A 21,694-nucleotide genomic window follows, 5' to 3' on the forward strand; every position below is an offset into this window, starting at 1 on the left:
CCCAAAGACCCGTGAAGGAGGTGCCTTCGGTGCTGCTGAAGCTTGTTGATGACGAGCAGGTGGTGGTCCGCGCGCGCGCCCACTTCCGGGCCCTGATCCCGCCGCTGGTGAGCATGCTGGCGACCATCGCGGTCATGATGTTCCTCATCGGCTACTTGGGGCGGCCGTCGCAGCCTGCCTTCGTGCAGCACTACAGCCACATCGGGATCTTCATCGTGTGGGCGGTCGGGGGACTCCTTCTTCTCTTCGGCGCGATCAAGCCGGTGCTCAGCTGGCTCAATCGCTTCACATACCTGACCACCCATCGGGTGGTGCAGAAGAACATCGTCGGCGGGGCCAACGCCGTCGTGGTTCCCCTGGGGCTGGTGACCGGCGCTGACTGGCGGCAGTCGAAGGCCCAGGAGATGTTCGACGCGGGCGACATCGTCCTCACCCACGGCGCGTATGACCAGTACCAGCGCACCAAGCTGAAGGACATGCCCGACGCCGCCCGCCTCCACGGCCTGGTGGCTCAGCAGCTTCAGGACTACCGCCGCCAGGCGGCTCGCCAGCACATGGGTGCCCAGCCGCAGTTCGGCGGCTACGGGGGCCCTCCGCCGGGCCGCCCCCAGCCCGGACAGCTCTCGCCTGCTCAGATGCGGGCGCACCCCTACGCGGCCGGTCATGGCTACTGAGCCCGGCCCGGACTACATGGCCGGGGAGACCGGTGTCATGGATGCAGTGGGCCGGCGCTCCTTCACCGACAAGGAGCTCGAGGCGGCTCGGGCCGACTGGTCGGACTTTCCCGCCCCCAAGCAGAGGGGGACGGCCGAGATTGCGGCCGCAGCAGCCTCCGCGAATCCGGGGCTGTCCCAGACGTCGGAGGCTGGAGCCTTCTCCGGCGCAGGACTCGCTGACGAGCCCGAGGATGACTACGCGCGCCATCCGGAGACCGCCGCCATCCCGGTGCCCACTCCTATGCAGGTCGAGGCCGACACCGTGAGTCGGACATGGCATCGGCGCATCCGGGATCTCGAGACTCGCCTCCTCGGCGCCGAGCGCACCCTCACGTACCGCGAGATGGCGGAGCACATGGGGGTCTCCACCCGGTCGGCGCGGAAGCTGTGGCGGGCCCTGGGATTCCCCAACCTCGAGGACGAGGTGAGAGCCTTCACCGCGGCGGACGCAGAGGCGCTGACCACCATGGTCGATCTCGTGCGACGGGGGCTGCTCAACGAGGAGACGGCCATCAGCCTCACCCGATCGGTGGGGCAGACCACTGACCGCATGGTGGTCTGGCAGATCGAAGCGCTGGTCGAGGACAAGATCGCCAACGAGGACTACGACGACGCCGAAGCGCGCACGCACGTGGTCGAGACGCTGCCCGAGCTGATCGAGCCGCTGCAGCGGCTGATGTCCTACGCCTGGCGCCGCCAGCTCTCAGCAGGCCTCCAGCGTCTGACGGTCCGCGTGGAGTCCGGGCTGGCAGCCGTTCAGCGGGGTCGGGGGGCGCAGCAGGCCACCGACGCATCCCTCCCTCTGGCCCGCGCCGTGGGCTTCGCCGACCTGGTCTCCTACACCTCGCTGTCGCGGCAGATGAGCGAGCGCACGTTGGCCCAGATGGTCCAGCGGTTCGAGTCCAAGTGCGCCGAGATCATCAGCATCGGCGGCGGACGGCTGGTCAAGACCGTGGGGGACGAGGTCTTCTACAACGCCGAGACCCCCGAGGCGGGGGCTGAGATTGCCCTGGCCCTGGCGGAGGCGATCGCAGCCGACGACGTTCTGCCCCAGGCCAGGGTCTCGGTGGTGTGGGGCCGGGTGCTCTCGCGCATGGGGGATATCTATGGGCCGGCCGTGAACCTGGCGGCACGGCTCACTGCGCTCGCCGATCCAGGCACGGTGCTGGTGGACACCGCCACTGCCGATGCCCTGGAGGAGAATGATTCATACCTGCTGGTGCCGCAGCACCCACGCGTGGTGCGCGGCTTCGGAGAGGTCGTGCCATCGATGCTGCTCCGCTCCGAAGGCGGCGGAATCATGCTCGATGAGGCGGACATCACAGCCTGGTAACAGGAGGTGCCGGAGCATCACAGACCGGCAACGATCCGTGACAAGATGGGAGAGTGACTCTGAGCGACGACAGCACCGAAGCCCTCCAAGGGCCGTACGTCGACTACGGTTACGGCTCGCACGTCGGGCTGCGCCGTGAGCTCAACGAAGACTCGTACGTGGTGACCGACGGCCTCTTCGCCGTCGCCGACGGCATGGGCGGCCATGAGGCCGGCGAAGTCGCCTCCTCCCTCGCCGTCCAGGCGCTGGCCGAAGGCTGGGAGCGTGCGCGCGGCGAGGTGAGCGAGTCGGAGATCCAGGAGTTCCTCGACGAGGCAGACCGCCGGATCCGGCAGGCGACCGACTCCAAGGCGGGCACCACCCTCTCCGGGGCTGCCGTGGTGGAGGCCCCCACCGGAGGAAGCTCCTCCCAGTGGCAGTGGCTGGTCTTCAACATCGGGGACTCCCGCACCTACCTGCTCAACGACGGGGCGCTCATCCGCCTGACCAGGGACCACTCGCAGGTCCAGGACCTCGTAGACTCCGGGATGATCACCGCGGAGGAGATGCACAGCCACCCGCAGCGCAACGTCATCACTCGTGCCCTGGGGGCCGGCGACGTCTGGGGCGCCGACTTCTCCACCGCCACCGTGACTCCGGGCCAGCGGCTCCTCATCTGCTCCGACGGGCTCACCGGAGAGCTGACGGATCAGCAGATCGCAGCGATCCTCAACGCCGATCACAGCGCCCAGGAGACCGTGGACTGGCTCATACACCGATCCCTGCGCTCGGGCGGCAGGGATAATGTCACGGTCGTACTCGTAGACGTCAAAGAAGGGAACTGAATGTCAGAGGAGATCTCGCGCGCCGACGTCGAGCATCTTGCCAAGCTTGCCCACATCGCGATGACTGAGGGTGAGCTTGACCGCACGGTCGCTGAGCTGGCTGAGATTGTGGATGCGGTGAAGACGGTCCAGGAGGCCGCTGGTGAGGACATCCCCGCCACCAGCCACCCCATTCCGCTCACCAACGTCTTCCGCGACGACGTCATCGGGCACACGTTCACCCCGGAGCAGTCTCTGGCCAACGCCCCCGACGCCGAAGACGGCCGCTTCAAGGTTCCTGCCATTCTCGATCAGGAGTGATCCTCTACACATGACCGTTCAAGCACACCCGCTCGTCAGGCTCACCGCCGTCGAGATGGCTTCGAAGCTCCTCTCCCGCGAGATCACGTCGGTGGAGCTCACGCAGTCCCACCTGGACCGCATCGCAGAGGTGGAGCCCACTGTGAATGCGTTCCTGCACGTCAACTCCGAGGAGGCCCTCGAGGTCGCGGCAGAGGTGGACCGCATCCGTGAGGCCGGAGGCCCGGAGGCCGAGGCGCTGCACCCGCTGGCCGGCGTGCCGATCGCGGTGAAGGACCTCATCGTGACCAAGGGCCAGCCCACCACCGCGGCGTCCAAGATGCTCGAAGGATGGATGAGCCCCTACGACGCCACCGTCATCGAGAAGATCCGCGAGGCGAAGCTTCCCATCCTGGGAAAGACCAACCTCGACGAGTTCGCCATGGGATCCTCCACCGAGCACTCGGCCTACGGAATCACGCGCAACCCGTGGGACGTCAGCCGAATCCCGGGAGGCTCGGGAGGCGGTTCGGCCGCAGCGGTCGCCGCCTTCGAGGCTCCTCTGGCGCTGGGCACCGACACCGGCGGCTCCATCAGGGAGCCGGCCGCGTTCACCGGAACGGTGGGGACCAAGCCCACATACGGTGGCGTGTCCCGGTACGGGGCCATTGCCATGGCCTCCTCGCTGGACCAGATCGGTCCGTGCGCCCGCACCGTGCAGGACGCCGCTCTGCTCCACGAACTGATCGGCGGACACGACCCGAAGGACTCCACCTCACTGCCGGATGACGTCCCGGAGTTCGCGAAGGCCGCAAGCACCCACGACATCACCGGAATGCGCATCGGGGTCATCAAGCAGCTGTCTCACGGCGAGGGCTACGAGCAGGGCGTGCTCGATGCGTTCCAGTCGTCCTTGGACTCGCTGCGCGAAGCCGGAGCGGAGATCGTCGAGGTGGACTGCCCGAGCTTCGACTACGCCCTGGGCGCGTACTACCTGATCATGCCGTCGGAGGCATCCTCCAACCTGGCCCGGTACGACGGCGTCCGGTACGGCAGCCGTGCGCTGCCCGAGGAGGGGCCCGTCACCATCGAGCGTGTGATGGCTGCGAGCCGTGCTGCCGGCTTCGGCGAAGAGGTGAAGCGCCGGATCGTGCTCGGAACCTATGCCCTCTCGGCGGGCTACTACGACGCCTACTACGGTTCGGCCCAGAAGATCAGGACGCTCATCCAGAGGGACTTCGACCGTTCCTTCGACCAGGCTGACGTGCTCATCTGCCCCACGGCGCCCACGGTGCCTTTCAAGCTGGGGGAGAAGATGGACGACCCGCTGGCGATGTATCTCAACGACGTCGCGACGATCCCGGCGAACCTCGCCGGCATCCCCGGCATCTCCATTCCCGCGGGACTGGCCGAGGGCCTGCCCGTCGGAATCCAGTTCCTCGCCCCCGCGCGCCAGGACATCCGTGCCTATCACGCAGCGGGCGCCCTGGAGCACCTGCTGGGCGAGAAGGGCGAAGCCATCTGGCAGCAGATCCCCGACCTCGAGGAGGTCAAGTGATGACCGAGACACCCACTGTGCAGGCCGACGCCGCAGCACGCGTCGACGCCGCTCCCCTGAGCTTCGATGAGGCGCTCGAGAAGTACGAGCCGGTGCTCGGCTTCGAAGTGCACGTTGAGCTGAACACCAAGTCCAAGATGTTCTCCTCGGCTCCGAACGCATTCGGCGACGAGGCCAACACCAACGTCAACGAGGTCGACCTCGGCCTCCCCGGCACTCTGCCGGTGGTCAACGGCAAGGCCGTGGAGTCGGCCATCCGGCTGGGGCTCGCCCTGAACTGCTCCATCGCCGAATACTGCCGCTTCGCACGGAAGCAGTACTTCTACCCGGACCTGCCCAAGAACTGGCAGACCTCCCAGTACGACGAGCCCATCGCCTACGAGGGATGGCTCGACGTCGAGCTCGACGACGGTGAGATCTTCCGCGTGGAGATCGAGCGCGCGCACATGGAGGAGGACGCCGGCAAGCTGACCCACGCGGGCACCTCGGGCCGCATCCAGGGGGCCGACTACTCGCTCGTCGACTACAACCGCACCGGCGTGCCGCTGATCGAGATCGTCACCAAGCCGATCACCGGAGCCGGCAGGAGGGCCCCCGAGATCGCACGCGCCTACGTGGCCGCCGTGCGCGACATCGTCAGGTCGCTCAACATCTCCGACGCCAAGATGGAGCACGGAAACGTCCGATGCGACGCCAACGTCTCCCTGATGCCCCGGGGTGCAGAGACGTTCGGCACGCGCTCTGAGACCAAGAACGTGAACTCCATGCGCGCCGTCGAGCACACGGTCCACTATGAGATCCGGCGCCACGCCGGCATCCTTGAGGCCGGAGGCAGCATCGTTCAGGAGACGCGCCATTGGCTGGAGACGTCCCGGACCACCTCGTCCGGGCGGCCCAAGTCTGATGCGGATGACTACCGCTACTTCCCGGAGCCTGATCTGGTTCCGATCGTGACCACGTCAGCATGGGTCGAAGAGCTCCGCGCGCAGCTCCCTGAGCCTCCCGCAGCTCGCCGGAGGCGGCTGCGAGAGGCATGGGGCTATGCCGACAAGGAGTTCCGGGACGTCGTCGCCGCCGACCTCCTCGACGAGATCGAGGAGACTGTGGCCCATGGGGCAAGCCCGGCCACAGCCCGCAAGTGGTGGATGGGCGAGATCTCCCGCCTGGCGAACGCCCGAGGTGTGGAGCCCGTCGAGCTGGGCGTCACGCCTGCGACGATCGTGGAGCTGCACCGGCTCATCGAGGAGGGGCGGATCAACGACAAGCTTGCCCGGCAGGTGCTGGAGCATCACGTCGACGGTGAGGGCACTCCGGCAGAGATCGTCTCGCACCGCGGTCTGGAGGTGGTGTCGGACGACGGGGCCCTGACAGCCGCTGTGGAGAAGGCTATGGATGAGAATCCTGACGTCGTGGAGAAGGTCAGGGGCGGAAAGCTCAAAGCCGTCGGCGCGCTCATCGGCCCAGTCATGAAGGAGACGAAGGGCCAGGCCGACGCGGGGAAGGTGCGTGCCATCGTGCTGGAGAGGCTCGGCATAGAAGGCTGAACGGTGCTCGGCACTGCCGCTCGGAGGAGATCCAGGACCGCCTGTAGGGTGTGACCTGGATCTCTTTCATTTAGTAACGCATTTGAAACAGCTCTTTCGGTACTCTTTGGCGCAACGCTGTGAAAACCCTCCCAGCTGCACCACTCGCCCACCACCATCCGAGGGGATGAGAACGATATGAGCACAGGAACTCTCCTGGCTGAAGGAGCCGACGCCGACACCGGCGCAGGCTTCGACCCCGAGACTGACCCGGCGTCCTGCGACCCGGCCGTCAGAGAAACCTTCCTCGATGACGTCGCATGTCAGATCGACAGCAACTTCGGCGTCGTCGCCGACTGGTTCGGCAGCATCATCTTCTGGGGGCCTGAGTACGACGGTCAGGGCATTCTGCTGGTGGTCGTATGGTCCGTCCTGGCGGCCATCGGATTCACCATCTACTTCAAGGGTGTCCAGTTCACCGGGTTCAAGACCGCGCTTGAGGTAGTCCGCGGCAAGTACTCCCGGGATGACGACCCTGGCGAGGTCCCCCACTTCCAGGCCCTGACCTCCGCGCTCTCGGCCACGGTCGGACTCGGAAATATCGCGGGTGTGGCCGCAGCCATCTCATTGGGCGGCCCCGGCGCCACCTTCTGGATGATTCTGATCGGCCTGTGCGGCATGGCCACCAAGTTCGTCGAAGCTACGCTGGGTGTGAAGTACCGCTACATCGATGAGGACGGAATCGTCCACGGCGGTCCCTTCCAGTATCTGAAGGTCGCATTCGGCAAGCTGCCGCAGCCGGTGGTTGCGGTCATCACGGGCATCTTCGCCTTCGCCATCATCGCCTTCGGCATCGGCGGCGGCGGCATGTACCAGACCAACCAGACCATGACGCAGGCTCAGGCGGTCTCGACACAGTACTTCAGCGGCACTGCGCTGGAGGACTTCTTCACGTCCACCGCAGGCGCACTGATCTTCGGCATCATCTTCGCCTTCTTGGTCGGCCTGGTCATCATCGGCGGCATCAGGTCCATCGGCAAGGTCACCTCTCGGCTGGTCCCCGCCATGGCCATCGTCTATGTCGTCGGTGCCCTGATCGTCATCCTGGTGAACATCACCGAAGTGCCCACTGCAATCGGCACCATCATCGGCGGAGCCTTCAACCCTGAGGGCATCGCGGGCGGCATCCTCGGCGTGATCATCATGGGTGCCCAGCGCGCCGCGTTCTCCAACGAGGCGGGCATCGGCTCGGCGCCGATCGCGCACTCTGCGGCGAAGACCCGTCGGCCCGCCTCGGAGGGCTTCGTCGCTTCGCTGGAGCCGTTCATCGACACTGTGGTGGTCTGCACCATGACCGCTCTGGTCATCATCATCGGCATGCAGAACCCTGCCTTCAACGAGATGCACTCCGAGGGTGAGCAGGTCGGCTCTGTGGCGGACACCTCCGCTGCGTTCGCCACTGTGATGGGCTGGTTCCCGATCGTGCTTCTGCTGTGTGTGGCACTGTTCGCGTTCTCCTCCATCGTGACCTGGGCCTACTACGGCACCCAGGCGTGGCGCCACGTCTTCGGCAAGTCGCCGGTGAAGGACAACATCTTCCGCGCCATCGTTCTGGTGTTCGTGGTGCTCGGCTGCCTGACCAGCTTCGGATCCATCCTGGAGTTCGCCGACGCAGCCCTGTTCCTCTGCATCTTCATCAACGTCGTCGGCCTGGTGGTGCTGGCGCCGAAGGTCAAGGCAGAGGTCAAGCAGTACGTGGCTGACCGCAAGGCCGGCCGGCTGCTCGAGGACCCGGCTCCGCTGGAGGACAGCACGCGCGTCTGATCCTCAGCACTGCCATGAAGGGGCGGTGAGCTCCCTACGTCTTCCTCTCTGCGAGGAGACGAAGGGGGCTCGCCGCCCCTTTGTGCGCCTCCGGATGGGGACGGGGCAGAGCCGAGCCTGAGGTCTTCCTCAGCGGGCAGAGCGTGTGCCAAGCTGAGCCTATGAGTGCGATTGAGAACTCGACCCTGGCGATCGTCGGAGCCGGCAGCGTCGGGACCGCCACGGCTTATGCCGCTATGATCCGAGGCGCTGCCCGTCATGTGCGGCTCTACGACATCGACGCGGCCAAGGTGGAGGCTGAGGTGCTGGACCTGGCTCACGGCAGCCAGTTCACCGGCGCCACCGACATCGCCGGCGGGGCTGACCTGGCCCACATCGAGGGAGCCGACATCGTAGTCGTCACCGCAGGCGCGAAGCAGCACTCCGGCCAGACCCGGCTGGACCTGGCGGGCACGAATGTGGAGATTCTGCGGCAGATGATGCCGCAGCTGCTGGAGCGGGCCCCGGATGCGATCTACCTGCTCGTGACCAATCCCTGTGATGTGCTCACCGTGGCAGCTCAGTCTCTGTCCGGGCTGCCTCCCCAGAGGGTCTTCTCCTCCGGAACGGTCCTCGATACGGCGCGTCTGCGATGGAAGCTGGCGCAGAGGGCCGGAGTCGCGCAGTCCAGCGTGCACGCGCACATCGTCGGCGAGCATGGGGACACGGAGTTTCCCCTCTGGTCAGCGGCGAGCATCGGGGCCACCCCGCTGCTGGACTGGGAGCGTGACGGTGCGCCCGTGTTCAGCCGCGACGAGCTCGATGGGCTCACCGAACAGGTCCGCAGCGCCGCCTACCAGGTGATCGCCGGCAAGGGCGCGACGAACTACGCGATCGGGCTCTCCGCCGTGCGGATCGTGGAGGCCATCCTCCAGGACCAGCATGCGATCCTGCCGGTCAGCAGCGTGCTCGACGGGTTCCTGGGCATCGAAGGCACGGCCCTGTCGATACCCTCCGTGGTGTCTGCCGGGGGCGCAGAGCCGGTCCGCAGCACCCCGTTCTCCTCGGAGGAGGCGGAGCAGCTGCAGGCCTCCGCTGCGGCGCTGAAGTCAGTGCAGGCGTCCCTGGGCGTCTGAGACGACTCAGGGCTCCTGGCGCACGGCCTCCGTGGCCTGCTGAAGAGTGTCGAAGTGCTGGGGGAGCACGCTGCTCCAGGCATCCTTCAGCTCGTCGAGGGCGATGCCGAAGCTGCCGCCTTCGAAGGGCCCGGAGATCTCCAGGCCGCCTGACTCCGCATCGACCACTCCCATGCGCAGGGCGGGAAACCCGCGGGCGCTGGTCATATCGGTGAAGCGCAGCTCCTCCGAGCGCGGCAGGGCGACGAGCGCACGGCCCTGCGATTCGCTGAACAGCGCCGTGAAGGCGTCTACGCCGTCGCGTTCGCAGAGGTCGTCGATGGCCACTCGGGCGCCGACGCCGAAGCGCAGGCTCATCTCCGCAAGCGCGGCCGCCAAGCCCCCTTCGGAGAGGTCGTGGGCAGCGTCGACCATGCCGTCGCGGGACGCGTTGATGAGGAGCTCGCCCAGGGTCTTCTCCGCTGCGAGGTCCACCCGCGGGGGAGTGCCGCCCAGGTGTCCGCGCATCCGTGCGAACTCTGAGCCGTCCAGCTCATCCCGGGTCACGCCCAGCAGATAGACGGCCTGACCGTCGGCCCAGCGCTGGTGCCCTGAGGGGGTGCGACGGCTGACGTCGTCGAACCTGCCCATCACGCCCACCACGGGGGTGGGGTGGATGGCCCGGCCGGCGGTCTGGTTGTACAGGCTGACGTTTCCTCCGGTGACGGGGACGCCCAGCTCCATGCAGCCGTCCGCCAGGCCGCGGACCGCCTCAGCGAACTGCCACATGATCGCCGGGTCCTCCGGAGAGCCGAAGTTCAGGCAGTCCGAGACGGCCATCGGCACGGCTCCCGAGGTGGCCACGTTCCGGTAGGCCTCGGCCAAGGCGGCGCGGGCGCCCTCGTAGGGGTCCAGGTAGGCGTAGCGGCCGTTGCAGTCCGTGGCCAGGGCGACGCCCAGCCCCGTCTCATCGTCGACGCGGATGACACCGGCGTCGTCGGGCTGCGAGAGGGCCGTGTTGCCGCGCACGAAGCGGTCGAACTGGTCGGTGATCCAGGAGACGTCAGCCATGTTCGGCTGGGACATCAGCTCCACCACCGTCTCGCCCAGCTGCTCGGCGGAGGAGGGCAGGTCGGCGGAGGCTTCGGAGGACCGGAAGGTGTCGGCCTGCAGCTCGTCCTGCCACTCGGGACGGTGGTACGGGCGCTCGTAGACGGGTCCGTCGTGAGCCACCGTGCGGGGGTCCACGTCCACGATGGTCTCCCCGTTCCAGTCGATGACGAGCCGACCGGTGTCGGTGACTTCGCCCAGCCACGAGTACTCCACGCCCCAGGTGCCCAGGACCGACTCGAACGCTTCGGCGTTCTCAGGGGTGACGACGGCCATCATCCGCTCCTGAGACTCCGACATGAGGATCTCTCCGGGCGTGAGCGTGGGGTCCCGCAGGAGCACGTTGGTGAGTTCCACGCGCATGCCGCCGTCGCCGTTGGAGGCCAGCTCGCTGGTGGCGCAGGAGATGCCCGCCGCGCCCAGGTCCTGGATGCCTTCCACCAGCTCGCCTTTGAACAGCTCCAGGCAGCACTCGATGAGGACCTTCTCAGCGAAGGGGTCGCCCACCTGCACAGCCGGGCGCTTGGAGGGCTTGGAGTCGTCGAAGGATTCGGAGGCGAGCACGGAAGCGCCGCCGATGCCGTCGCCGCCGGTGCGCGCGCCGAAGAGCACCACACGGTTGCCGACGCCGGAAGCATTCGCCAGACGCAGGTCCTCGTGCCGCATGACGCCCACGGCCAGGGCGTTCACCAGCGGGTTCTGCTGGTAGATCTCGTCGAAGACGACCTCGCCGCCGATGTTGGGCAGGCCCAGCGAGTTGCCGTAGCCGCCGATCCCGGAGACCACGCCGGGCAGCACCCGCTGGGTGTCGGGGTGGTCGATCGCTCCGAACCGGAGGGGGTCCATGACTCCTACGGGTCTGGCGCCCATGGAGATGATGTCGCGGACGATGCCGCCGATGCCGGTCGCGGCGCCCTGGTAGGGCTCCACGTAGCTGGGGTGGTTGTGCGACTCGATCTTGAAGGTCACGGCCCAGCCGTCGCCGAGGTCGGTGACGCCGGCGTTCTCGCCGATGCCGACCATCAGGTCGCGCTTCATCTCCTCGGTGACCTTCTCGCCGAACTGGCGCAGGTGCACCTTGGACGACTTGTAGCTGCAGTGCTCCGACCACATGACGGAGTACATGGCCAGCTCTGCCGCGGTGGGGCGCCGGCCGAGGATCTCGACGATGCGTGTGTACTCGTTGTCCTTCAGGCCCAGATCGGCCCACGGGAGCTCGTCATCCGGGGTGGAGGCGGCATGGTCGACCGTGTCGATGTTGAAGGTCTGCTCGCTCACGCTCTGCTCAGTCACTGGGATCCTCCTGCGAGGGACGAGAGCACGGACGTGAACAGGGTCAGCCCGTCCGTTCCGCTGCGCATCCCTGTGGCGTCGTCGGGGCCGTATCCGGCCTCAATGGCGTGCTCGGGGTGGGGCATCAGCCCCACCACATTTCCGGCTGCGTTGCTGATGCCCGCGATGTCGTTGCGCGAGCCGTTGGGGTTTCCGCCCACGTAGCGGAAGGTGACGAGCCCCTCGCCCTCGAGGCGCTCGAGCTCCTCGGATGAGGCGACGTACTGGCCGTCCTGGTTCTTCAGCGGGATCGCGATGATCTCATCCTGGGTGAACTGGCTGGTCCACGCCGTCCGGGTGCTCTCCACGCGCAGGGCCTGCTCGGAGCAGATGAACTTCAGGTGGTCGTTCTTGATCATGGATCCCGGCAGCAGGTGCGCCTCGGTGAGGATCTGGAACCCGTTGCAGATGCCGAGCACCGGGAGGGGGGCAGAGGACGTCGAGGCAGCGCCCGCCTCCTTCACCAGGGTCTCCATGACGGGTGCGAAGCGGGCGATGGCTCCGGCGCGCAGGTAGTCGCCGTAGGAGAACCCTCCGGGCAGGACGACCGCGTCCACGCCGTGCAGGGACTGGTCCGCGTGCCACAGCGGGACCGCAGTGCCGCCTCCCAGGCGGACGGCGCGAGCGGCATCTCCGTCGTCCAGGGTGCCGGGGAACGTGACGACCCCGATGCGGGCTCCGTCCAGCGCCTCCGCAGGCTGGGCGCTGACGCTGCCGATCAGCGGGGCGGCCGAGCTCAAGAGGCATCCTCCTCGACGTGCACGGAGACGACGTCTTCGATGACCGGGTTCGACAGCATGTCTGCTGCGGCGCTTCGGGCTGACTCGAGGACTTCTTCGGTCACCTCGCCCTCCACCGTCAGTTCGAACCGCTTTCCCTGGCGCACCGAGCTGAAGCTGGTGAAGCCCAGGTGGGGCATGGCGCTGACGATGGCTTTGCCCTGCGGATCCAGGATCTCAGGCTTGGGCATGACCTCGACGACGATTCTCGGCACTGGTGTCTCCTGCGGTAGCTCAAGGATTACCGCACAAGTCTAGCGGTGATCCAGGCTCGCTTCGGGAGTCGCGGAGACCCGACGGTCCAGCAGCGCCGCCATCTGGTCCTGAGTGTGCCTGCCGTTGAAGATCTCGGTGCCGTTCTCGAAGGCTCTGCCGGCTGCCAGCGGTCCAGCGTCGATGGCGTCGTAGCCGAGCGAGTCGATGAACTCGGTGACCAGGCTCTTGGCCTGGTGGTCGTCGCCCGCGAGGGCCAGGGCCCTGCGGTTCGGGTCCCCTGCGGCGTGGGAGTCGACTTCGAGGTCCCCGTATCCGATGTGATTGAGCGTCTTGACCAGGCGAACGTCCCCGAGGAACTCGGCGATGACCTCAGAGGTCGATGTCTCTCCCTCGAACTCGTCCATCACCCCGTCCACCGGCGCCCAGTAGTTCATGGTGTCGATGACGATGTGGCCCTGGAGCACGTCGGCGGCGATGCTGCGGTACTTGTGCAGCGGCACGGCGGCGACGATGATGTCGGACCCGCGCAGCGCCTCTCTGTCGACGGCCTGGGCGCCGGGGACGATGACCTCGGTCAGCAGCCGGATCTCGTCCGCAGGCTTGGATGTTGCGATCCTCACGCTGTGGCCGCCTCGAATGGCCTGCCGCGCCACCGCGGTGCCGACGCGCCCTGCGCCCAGGATGCCGATGCTCAGTCCTTCTCCCATGTGATCCCCTCGACGGTGATTATTCAAAATTTGAAATGGTCTGTCGCAGCACAACGCGGAGGCGCCGCATCCTGTTCCCGCAAGCGGTCGATGGGCAGAAGAATACGCGTCGAGGAGGATTCAGGCACTGCTCAGGGCGGAGGCGGCGGCTGACAGGAGGCTGAGCGGCAGCTAGGATGGAGCTGAATCGCATCGCGCTGAGCACGAAGGGCCGGGAGGACATCCTCCCGGCCCTTCGTCGTCGTGAGCTGAGGGTCTCAGCGCCCGGTGCCGGCGTAGACGGTCGCTTCCTCATCGGAGTCGAGCCCGAAGGCGGTGTGGATCGCGGCGACCGCCTTGTCGAGCAGCTCAATGTCGGTGATCACTGAGACGCGGATCTCTGAGGTCGAGATCAGGCCGATGTTGATGCCGGCATCGCGCAGCGCGGTGAAGAACCGCGCCGAGACGCCGGGGTGGTTGCGCATGCCGCCGCCCACCAGGGACACCTTGCCGACCTGCGGCACGAAGCTCAGCTCCTTGAAGCCGATGACGTCCTTGTGCTCCAGAAGGATCCGCTGAGCCTTGTCGCCGTCGGAGCCCGGGAGGGTGAAGGAGATGTTGGTGGTCTGCTGCTCCACCGAGACGTCCTGGACGATCATGTCGATGTTGATGCCCGCACCGGCGATGTGGTTGAAGATCTCGGCAGCCTTTCCGGGCACGTCCGGGACGCCGGTGATGGTGAGCTTGCCTTCGGTTGCGTCGTGGGAGACGCCGGTGATGATGGGCTGTTCCAAGGGATCGCCTTCCTTGAGGGTGACTTTGTCTTTCTCATCCGGGATGACCCAGGTGCCCTCCTTGTCGGAGAAGGAGGAGCGGACGTGCAGCTTCACGCCGAAGCGGCGTGCGTACTCGACGCTGCGCAGGTGAAGCACCTTGGTCCCGGCCGCGGCCATTTCGAGCATGTCCTCGCTGGTGACCACATCGAGCTTGCGGGCGGACTTCACCACTCGCGGGTCGGCGGTGAAGACGCCGTCGACGTCCGAGTAGATCTCGCACACGTCGGCGTCCAGGGCTGCCGCAAGGGCCACCGCTGTGGTGTCGGAGCCGCCGCGTCCCATGGTGGTGATGTCCTTGGACTCGCGGGACATCCCCTGAAAGCCCGCCACGATGCTGACGTGACCGGAGTCCACAGACTCCTTGACGCGGGCGGGGGAGACCTCGATGATCCGTGCCTTGCCGTGGTGCGGCTCGGTGATCATTCCGGCCTGCGAGCCGGTGAAGGACTGCGCCGGCTCGCCGAGCTCGTGGATGGCCATGGCGAGCAGCGCCATAGACATGCGCTCGCCCGAGGAGAGGAGGATGTCCATCTCACGCAAGGGAGGCTGTTCGGAGATGTCTGCGGCCAGGTCGAGCAGGTCGTCGGTGGTGTCGCCCATGGCTGACACCACCACCACGACGCGGTTGCCCGCGTTCTTGGTGTCTACGATCCGCCGGGCCACCCGCTTGATGGACTCGGCGTCCTGGACTGAGGAGCCGCCGTACTTCTGAACGATAAGACTCATGGGACCGCAGTGTACTGACTCTGCGGGAAAGCTGACTGGGAGCTGTGCGTCGTGACGCCGAACGTGATAATGGGCGGGATCATCTGTCCCCGAGCACTGCGGAGAGGAACCGCTGCGTGCGCTCGTGCTCCGGGCTGGTGAAGATCTTCTCCGGGTGCCCCTCCTCCACGACGCGCCCTCCGTCGAACATCATCACTTTGTGGGATACGTCGCGGGCGAAGCTCATCTCGTGGGTGACGATCAGCATGGTCACGTCCGTGGCATCTGCGACGTCGCGCAGAATGTTGAGCACATCGCCGACCACCTCGGGGTCCAGCGCCGAGGTGACCTCGTCCAGCAGGAGTATCTCGGGGTCCATCGCCAGCGCCCGCGCAATGGCCACGCGCTGCTGCTGCCCTCCGGAGAGCGAGGTGGGGTGGGCGTCGGCCTTGTCGGGCAGTCCGACCTGCTCGAGCAGGCTGTGGGCCTTCTCCGTGGCTTCCTTCTTGGAGCGGCCGAGTACGTGGACGGGCGCTTCAATGATGTTCTCCATCACCGTCATGTTCGGGAACAGGTTGAACTGCTGGAACACCATGCCGATGCGGGTGCGGAGCCTCTTCTGCTGCTTCTTCGTCACCGGCACCCGCTTGCCGCCGCGGCTCTCGTGGGTGAGCGGATCCCCGTCGATGTAGATGTAGCCGCCGGTGAGCTCCTCCAGCGTCATCACCAGACGCAGGATGGTGGTCTTGCCGGAGCCGGAGGGGCCGATGAGGGTCACCCGCTCCCCGCGGGCCACCGAGAAGTTCAGGTCCTTGAGGACGATGTTGTCGCCGAATCGCTTCTCGACGTCGACGAACTCGATCACCGGATTCGTGCTGAGGCTCCCCGGAGTGGGGGATGGGGTCTCAGTGGGCGTAGGCAAGACGCTTCTCCAATCGATTGACCAGGACGGCGGTCGGATAGCTGGCGGCCAGGAAGATCAGCCCGGCGATGACGTACACCTCGGTGTAGCGGAAGACCGGCGCTCCGATCTCCCCGGCGACCGTCACCATCTCGGCCACCATTATGACCAGCAGGAACGGGGTGTCCTTGAACATAGAGATCGCGTAGTTGCCGAGCGAGGGGACGGTGGAGCGCAGCGCCTGCGGGATGACGACTCTGCGCCAGGTCCGCACTGCCGACATGGACAGCGCGGTCGTCGCCTCCCACTGCCCCTTGGGGACGGACTCGATCCCGGCCCGGTAGACCTCGGACATGTACGTGGCGTAGTGGACGCCGAAGACGATGACACCGATCCACAGGTTGTCGATCATCCCCAGGAAGGCCCAGAACACGAAGATCAGCTGCACCACGATGGGCGTCATGCGGATGAAGTTGGCGGCCCAGCGCACTATCCAGGCGAACGGCCTCGGCAGGACCCTGATGAGGATGGCGATGACAAGCCCCAGGACTGCGGCGATGAGTGTGCCCAGAACGGTGACGACGAGAGTGACCTGGAGGAACGCCATGAGCATGTCGGGAAGGGCGCTCAGCGCGAAGTCCCAGTCCCATATGGGGCTTTGGCGGACCTCCTCCTCGTCAACCATGGTGGGGTCGTCGACTTCGGCGGCGCGGATGCTACTGAGAATCATCGAACCGCCGCCTTCGGTGCGGGGGAGAGGATCTCCCGGATGGAGGGGCCGCGGCCCAGGCGATGCTTGGCTCGGGCCTCGAGCATCTGCATGAAGAGGGTGATGATCAGCGCGAGGACGAAGTAGACCACCAGGCCGATGAAGGCGTGTGAGAACCAGATGTCGGTGGGTCGCCGGAGCTGGTTCAGGGCAGCGGTGAAGTCGCTGACATGGGGGATGATGTATGCGATCGCGCTGCCCTTGAGCAGGTGCACCCACAGGTTGGTCAGTGAGGGGAGCATCAGCGCCCACGCCTGCGGAAAGATGATGCGGCGCATCTTGTGCGCCCAGGACATCGACAGCGCGGTGGTCGCCTCCCACTGGCCTGCGGCCACACTGGTCAGCGAGGCGCGGACAGCCTCAGCGCCGTAGGCACCGTAGTTGAGGCCCAGCGCAACCACTCCGAGCAGGAAGGTGTTGTAGACCAGGTCGCGGAAGGGCAGGTCAGGGCTGCGCATCCAGAACTGCGGGAGCACGTACATCAGCAGGAACAGCAGCACCACCAGAGAGATGCCGCGGAAGAACTCGATGAGCACGCGCGCCGGAGCGCGCAGCGGCAGGCTCGGGCTGCCTGCCATGAGCCCCAGGACTACGGCGATGATGAATGCGAGCAGCCCCCCGTAGATGGTGAGCTGCACGGTGGTCCAGAGGCCTTCGAGCAGACGCTCGGACCAGTTGAGCCCGACTTGGAAGTAGTCGGGCCAGTCTTCGAAGAATTCCACCGTCTGCTCCCCTCAGATTCTTCGGCGGTGCGATGTGATGGCGTGATGCGACGCCGGTGCGGCCAGCCCCACGTGGGGCTGGCCGCATGCAGCATGAGAGGGAGGCTCAGTCCTCCAGGTACTCGTCAGCGAGCTCTTCTGGGTCTTCCTCGCAGAGCTCCTGGGCGGTGAGGCCGCTGGGCGGCATCTGGTCCTCAGAGAAGCCGAACTCAGAGACGAGGTCCAGGTACTCCCCGGAGTCCATGAGCTCGTCGAGGTTCTCGTTGAACTCCTCGACCATCTCCTCATCCTCAAGGCGGAAGGTGTGCGCACCGACGGAGAGCTCGTGTTCGAAGGATTCGGTCACCTCCAGGCCGTCGATGTCTCCTGCCATAGCCTCAAGCGATGCGGCGGTGAGTGCGAACACATCTGCGGCGCCGCCCTCGACGAAGTCGATGCCGTCCTGGGCGTTGTCGACCGTGTCGTGGTCGATGTCCATCTCATCCATCCAGCCGGACTCGACTGCTCCCGAGAGGGCGATGACGTCGAGGTCAGACCCTTCCAGGTCCTCGAAGGTCTCCAGCCCTTCCGAATTTCCCTCCTCCACGAGGAACGCGGTGGTGTACACAAGCTCCGGCTCGCCGAAGGCGGCTTCTGCGCAGCGCTCCTCGTTGATGGACATCCCCGCAGAGACGACGTCCCACTGGCCGGCGGCCAGTCCGGGGATGAGGTTGCCCCATTCGGGCTCCTCCACGATGTTCAGGTCATAGCCCATGCGCTCGCCGAAGATCTCTTCGGCAACTGCAATGGTGGCGCCGGTGGGCTCGCCGCTCTCCTCGTCGAGCCACGAGTAGGGCTCTTCGCCGAAGAGTGCGACCGTCAGCTCTTCACCGTCGCCCTCCCCGGCTTCAGCATCGCCGTCGTCGCCGGCTTCGGCATCGTCACCGGCCTCGGCGTCGTCCTCTGTCTCGTCTGTCTCAACGTCGGCGCCGTTGCCCTCGTCGACGTCTGTGTCATCGTCACCGTTGTCGCCGCATGCGGTCAGGACCAGGAGCGCCGCAGCGCTGAAGGCGGTGACGCGCAGCAGGGGTGTGTTGGAGTCCATCGGTAGTACCTCAGTTCTCTTCTGTTGGTGCCGGTGCAAGTGTCCGTGCCGAGCGCGGCATCCGCGGCTCGGCTTGGGATGCAGATCACACTACGTCCAAAGAATGCGCGGAAAAACTGTGATGGCCTGGTGAGAGCCTCAGTTTGTGTTCGCCGTAACCTCTTGGAAAAAGAGGGAGAATATCGACGCTGATCTCCGCTGCCTTAGTCAGAAGCGCGATCCGCCGCAGAAGAAAATGAAGAAGCTTTTTCAGGCCGAATATGACAATTACGTTTGAATTAATTCTTCTGAGCGGCCCCGTGCGGGTGACGAACGGACGCTGGGACGGCCGCTCAGATGACGCTTCGGCGGCCTTCGAAAGCCCGTCCCAGGGTGACGTCGTCGGCATATTCGAGATCCCCGCCGACCGGCAGTCCGGAGGCCAGACGGGTGATCCTGATGCCCACTGCCCCCAGCATGCGCACCAAATAGGTGGCGGTGGCCTCACCCTCAAGGTTGGGGTCTGTGGCGATGATGACTTCCTGGACCCTCTCGTCCGACAGTCGGGTGAGAAGCTCGCGGATATGCAGCTGATCAGGGCCTACGCCGGCGATCGGGTTAATCGAGCCGCCGAGCACGTGATAGAGCCCTCGGAAGCTGCGGGTGCGCTCGATCGCCATGACGTCTTTGGACTCCTCGACCACGCAGAGCACGGAGCCGTCGCGCCGTTCGTCCTGGCAGATTCGGCATCTCGTCTCCTCGGAGACGTTGAAGCAGATTTCGCAGAACTTCACCTTGTCCTTGACGGTGCTGATCGCGGCCGCCAGGCGCTTCATGTCCTCGGCGTCGGCCTCGAGAATGTGGAATGCCACCCGCTGGGCAGACTTGGGACCGATGCCGGGCAGCCGGCCGAGCTCATCGATCAGGTCCTGGACCGCGCCTTCATACACAGCTAGTCACCTTAGTGCCCCTCGGCGCCGAGGCGCCGCTCCTCGATGAGCGTGCCGCCGAGGAGCCGCTCGATGGCACGCCGGCCGAAGACGCCCGAATGCATGATCTCTTCATCATCCTCGCTGGGGACGTCCTCCTCAGGGTCCTCAGGACCGGCCCACCGTGACGCGCGCTGCGGCGACACAGGCCGGGAGGTCAGTGCGACGGGCTCGAGGGGAGGGGGTGCGGCCTCTGCCCAGTCCGGCGGGGGTGCGGCGGGATCCTCAGGCTCCTCCGGATGGGGGGCAGGGGCCGGCGGCTCCGGGGGCGGCGTATCGTCGACGTCCTCCAGTCCGTCCGTCCGCGGCTGGGAGGCCGGTGCGGCCTGGGATCGCCGGGCGAAGGCCGGTATGACGGGCTTCTCCGGAACGCGGGGTCGTGCGGCCTCCTGCGGCGCGTGCTCAGGCTGCGTCTGCCAGCTCTGCTCCTCGGGCCCCGGCTGCCAGGCATCATGGGGCGGTTCCTCATCAGGCGGCGGCTCTTGGGGCGGAGCCCACTGCGGGGACTCATCAGAGGGTGCAGGGCTGGGCGGATGCGTCGCGCTGGAAGCGGGAGCGTGATCGTCGTCGCTGGCCTGCGGTGCGGGATCGGCCGGCTGCTGAGGGCGCCGGCCCTCAGCTTTTGGGGGCGCCCCACCGCCTGTGGCGAGATCCAGCGTGACCTGCATGCCCAGGACCTGATGGATGGCCTCGGTGAGTGTGTCCTTGCCGCCTCGGTTGGCGAACGTATTGCGGGCTCCGTCGTTGGCGAAGCTGAGCGTGAGGGTCTGGCCGTCGAATCCGCCGACGGTCACATTGCCCTTGACCAGCATCCACAGCATCCGGGATCTCGACTTCATGGCCTCGACGATGTCCGGCCAGGCGCGCTGCATCATCTGGCTGGAATTCGTCCCCGACTGGCTCTCGGGGTGGGACGGGGTCTGCCCCGGGGCTGAGGCCGGAGCGGGTGTCGGGGGCGCAGGTGCCGCAGGCTCCGGTGAGGGTGCCGACGCCGGCGGACCGGGCTGCGCTGGCCCGGACTGTGCTCGCTCGGGCTTCTCAGGGGCGGGCTCAGGCTGCGCTGATGCGGGCTCCGGTTCGGAGGGAGTGCCCCAGGTGACGCCGGGCGCGGCCCAGCCGTCGTCTGCGCGCGGGGTCGGTGCGGGTGCCGGCTCTGCGGGGGCGGGCGTCGCCGGTTCGGGGGGAGTCTGCGATTCGACGGCCGCAGCCGGCGACGCCTCGGCGTCTGCGGGCGGCGCCTCGGCCGGCGGAGTGGAGCCTGCCCCTGAGGTGAAGTCCATGCGGCGCTCCAGGCGCTCCAGCCGTGCTGCCAGGGACGCATGGCCGGACTCGGCGTGGGGCAGGAGCAGCCGAGCCATCAGCAGCTCCAGGTGCAGGCGCGGAGACGTGGCGCCCACCATCTCCGTCAGGGCCGCGGCAGTGGTGTCGGCGGCCCGTGAGAGCTCACCGGGTCCGACCTTCGCCGCCTGTGCCACCATCACACGAATCTGATCCTCCGGTGTGCCCCGAAGGATCGCCCCGGGGCTCTCCGGCATGGACTTCACCACGATGAGATCGCGGATGCGCTCCAGGAGGTCTTCGACGAACCGTCGGGGGTCCTGCCCGGACTGCACCACCTGGTCCACGACCTCGAAGGCGCGGGCGCCGTTGAGATCGGCCACGGAGTCGATCACCTGGTCCAGCAGCGCAGCATGGGTGAAGCCCAGCAGTGCGGCGGCCCGGTCGTAGGCGATGCCCTCTGGCCCGGAGCCGGCGATGAGCTGGTCCAGGACGGACAGGGTGTCCCGCACTGAGCCGCCTCCAGCGCGCAGCACCAGCTGCAGCACACCGGGCGCTGCGGCGACGCCCTCCGAGGAGCACAGGCGCTCCAGGTAGGTGAGCAGCGGCTCCGGCGGAACGAGGCGGAACGGGTAGTGGTGGGTGCGCGAACGGATCGTGCCGATGACCTTGTCAGGCTCGGTGGTCGCGAAGATGAATTTGATGTGCTCCGGAGGCTCTTCGACGATCTTCAGCAGCGCGTTGAACCCTGCTGCGGTGACCATATGCGCCTCATCGATGATGAAGATCTTGTAGCGGTCGCGCACCGGGGCGAAGGTGGCCCGCTCGCGCAGGTCCCGGGCATCGTCGACGCCGCCGTGCGAGGCCGCGTCGATCTCGATGACGTCGAGGGCCCCTGCACCGCCGGTGGCCAGTTCGCGGCACGAGTCGCATTCGCCGCACGGTGTCCCGGTGGGGCCCTGGGCGCAGTTCAGGCACCGTGCCAGGATGCGGGCCGAGGTGGTCTTTCCGCAGCCGCGCGGCCCTGAGAAGAGGTAGGCGTGAGAGACGGAGTCTTTGTCCAGTGCGGTGACCAGCGGAGCGGTGACGTGCTCCTGCCCGATGACGTCGGCGAAGGTGTCGGGCCGGTAGCGGCGGTACAGGGCAGTGGTCACGAC

Annotated in this window: 19 protein-coding genes; 8 read left to right on the top strand and 11 right to left on the bottom strand. The window is 66.8% G+C overall.

All coding sequences use genetic code 11. The annotated features are described in order from the left end of the window. Positions 1 to 29: 29 nt before the first annotated feature. The 8 genes from FS388_RS08530 to FS388_RS08565 all read left to right on the top strand — a co-directional run bounded on the left by FS388_RS08530 (position 30) and on the right by FS388_RS08565 (position 9,172). Entirely contained in the window at positions 30 to 674 is a 645-nt protein-coding gene (locus FS388_RS08530; RefSeq protein ID WP_146341036.1) for a PH domain-containing protein, read from the top strand. Then, positions 664 to 2,049 carry an adenylate/guanylate cyclase domain-containing protein gene (locus tag FS388_RS08535; RefSeq protein ID WP_371708171.1) on the top strand — a complete coding sequence of 462 codons (1,386 nt, stop codon included), beginning with the start codon at positions 664 to 666 and terminating at the stop codon, positions 2,047 to 2,049. Before FS388_RS08530 ends, FS388_RS08535 begins: the two co-directional genes overlap by 11 nt. Before the next feature lie 53 nt (positions 2,050 to 2,102). Then, on the top strand, positions 2,103 to 2,873 hold the full coding sequence (locus FS388_RS08540) for a PP2C family serine/threonine-protein phosphatase (protein WP_246836157.1): 771 nt from the start codon (positions 2,103 to 2,105) through the stop codon (positions 2,871 to 2,873). Beyond that, complete coding sequence (gene gatC / locus FS388_RS08545; protein WP_146341037.1) at positions 2,874 to 3,173, top strand: Asp-tRNA(Asn)/Glu-tRNA(Gln) amidotransferase subunit GatC; 300 nt, start codon at positions 2,874 to 2,876, stop codon at positions 3,171 to 3,173. It begins immediately after the preceding gene. A gap of 10 nt (positions 3,174 to 3,183) precedes the next feature. Beyond that, positions 3,184 to 4,710 carry an Asp-tRNA(Asn)/Glu-tRNA(Gln) amidotransferase subunit GatA gene (gene gatA / locus FS388_RS08550; protein WP_146341038.1) on the top strand — a complete coding sequence of 509 codons (1,527 nt, stop codon included), beginning with the start codon at positions 3,184 to 3,186 and terminating at the stop codon, positions 4,708 to 4,710. Further along, positions 4,710 to 6,254 (top strand): Asp-tRNA(Asn)/Glu-tRNA(Gln) amidotransferase subunit GatB, encoded by a 1,545-nt coding sequence (gene gatB / locus FS388_RS08555; RefSeq protein ID WP_146341039.1) that lies wholly within the window; start codon positions 4,710 to 4,712, stop codon positions 6,252 to 6,254. The genes gatA and gatB overlap by 1 nt, the downstream gene beginning before the upstream one ends. Before the next feature lie 177 nt (positions 6,255 to 6,431). Then, positions 6,432 to 8,057: a sodium:alanine symporter family protein gene (locus tag FS388_RS08560; RefSeq protein ID WP_146341040.1), complete on the top strand. Its 1,626-nt coding sequence runs from the start codon at positions 6,432 to 6,434 to the stop codon at positions 8,055 to 8,057. A 161-nt stretch (positions 8,058 to 8,218) separates the two neighbouring features. Further along, on the top strand, positions 8,219 to 9,172 hold the full coding sequence (locus FS388_RS08565; protein WP_146341041.1) for an L-lactate dehydrogenase: 954 nt from the start codon (positions 8,219 to 8,221) through the stop codon (positions 9,170 to 9,172). 6 nt (positions 9,173 to 9,178) lie between these two features. Here FS388_RS08565 and purL read toward each other — a convergent pair whose 3' ends face one another. The 11 genes from purL to FS388_RS08620 all read right to left on the bottom strand — a co-directional run bounded on the left by purL (position 9,179) and on the right by FS388_RS08620 (position 21,691). Further along, on the bottom strand, positions 9,179 to 11,554 hold the full coding sequence (purL, locus tag FS388_RS08570) for a phosphoribosylformylglycinamidine synthase subunit PurL (protein ID WP_168198661.1): 2,376 nt from the start codon (positions 11,552 to 11,554) through the stop codon (positions 9,179 to 9,181). Then, the gene (purQ, locus tag FS388_RS08575) at positions 11,551 to 12,333 is read right to left on the bottom strand and encodes a phosphoribosylformylglycinamidine synthase subunit PurQ (RefSeq protein WP_146341042.1); all 783 of its coding nucleotides are present in this window, start codon (positions 12,331 to 12,333) and stop codon (positions 11,551 to 11,553) included. The genes purL and purQ overlap by 4 nt, the downstream gene beginning before the upstream one ends. Further along, positions 12,330 to 12,587 (bottom strand): phosphoribosylformylglycinamidine synthase subunit PurS, encoded by a 258-nt coding sequence (gene purS / locus FS388_RS08580; RefSeq protein WP_146341043.1) that lies wholly within the window; start codon positions 12,585 to 12,587, stop codon positions 12,330 to 12,332. The genes purQ and purS overlap by 4 nt, the downstream gene beginning before the upstream one ends. A gap of 39 nt (positions 12,588 to 12,626) precedes the next feature. Next, positions 12,627 to 13,295, bottom strand: coding sequence for an NADPH-dependent F420 reductase (locus tag FS388_RS08585; protein ID WP_146341044.1), 669 nt, complete (start codon positions 13,293 to 13,295; stop codon positions 12,627 to 12,629). A 257-nt stretch (positions 13,296 to 13,552) separates the two neighbouring features. After that, positions 13,553 to 14,836 (bottom strand): aspartate kinase, encoded by a 1,284-nt coding sequence (locus FS388_RS08590; RefSeq protein ID WP_146341045.1) that lies wholly within the window; start codon positions 14,834 to 14,836, stop codon positions 13,553 to 13,555. Positions 14,837 to 14,915: 79 nt separating this feature from the next. After that, positions 14,916 to 15,737 (bottom strand): ectoine/hydroxyectoine ABC transporter ATP-binding protein EhuA, encoded by an 822-nt coding sequence (gene ehuA, locus FS388_RS08595; RefSeq protein WP_146341046.1) that lies wholly within the window; start codon positions 15,735 to 15,737, stop codon positions 14,916 to 14,918. Further along, positions 15,721 to 16,401 (bottom strand): ectoine/hydroxyectoine ABC transporter permease subunit EhuD, encoded by a 681-nt coding sequence (gene ehuD / locus FS388_RS08600; RefSeq protein WP_168198729.1) that lies wholly within the window; start codon positions 16,399 to 16,401, stop codon positions 15,721 to 15,723. The genes ehuA and ehuD overlap by 17 nt, the downstream gene beginning before the upstream one ends. 41 nt (positions 16,402 to 16,442) lie before the next feature. After that, positions 16,443 to 17,207 carry an amino acid ABC transporter permease gene (locus tag FS388_RS08605; RefSeq protein WP_146341048.1) on the bottom strand — a complete coding sequence of 255 codons (765 nt, stop codon included), beginning with the start codon at positions 17,205 to 17,207 and terminating at the stop codon, positions 16,443 to 16,445. A 106-nt stretch (positions 17,208 to 17,313) separates the two neighbouring features. Beyond that, positions 17,314 to 18,291: a transporter substrate-binding domain-containing protein gene (locus FS388_RS08610; protein WP_146341049.1), complete on the bottom strand. Its 978-nt coding sequence runs from the start codon at positions 18,289 to 18,291 to the stop codon at positions 17,314 to 17,316. Positions 18,292 to 18,623: 332 nt separating this feature from the next. Continuing rightward, complete coding sequence (recR, locus tag FS388_RS08615; protein WP_146341050.1) at positions 18,624 to 19,220, bottom strand: recombination mediator RecR; 597 nt, start codon at positions 19,218 to 19,220, stop codon at positions 18,624 to 18,626. A gap of 11 nt (positions 19,221 to 19,231) precedes the next feature. Continuing rightward, positions 19,232 to 21,691, bottom strand: coding sequence for a DNA polymerase III subunit gamma and tau (locus tag FS388_RS08620; protein ID WP_146341051.1), 2,460 nt, complete (start codon positions 21,689 to 21,691; stop codon positions 19,232 to 19,234). Positions 21,692 to 21,694: the final 3 nt, after the last annotated feature.

The sequence above is a fragment of the Nesterenkonia sp. NBAIMH1 genome (genome assembly GCF_007922635.1).
Taxonomy (GTDB): domain Bacteria; phylum Actinomycetota; class Actinomycetes; order Actinomycetales; family Micrococcaceae; genus Nesterenkonia; species Nesterenkonia pannonica.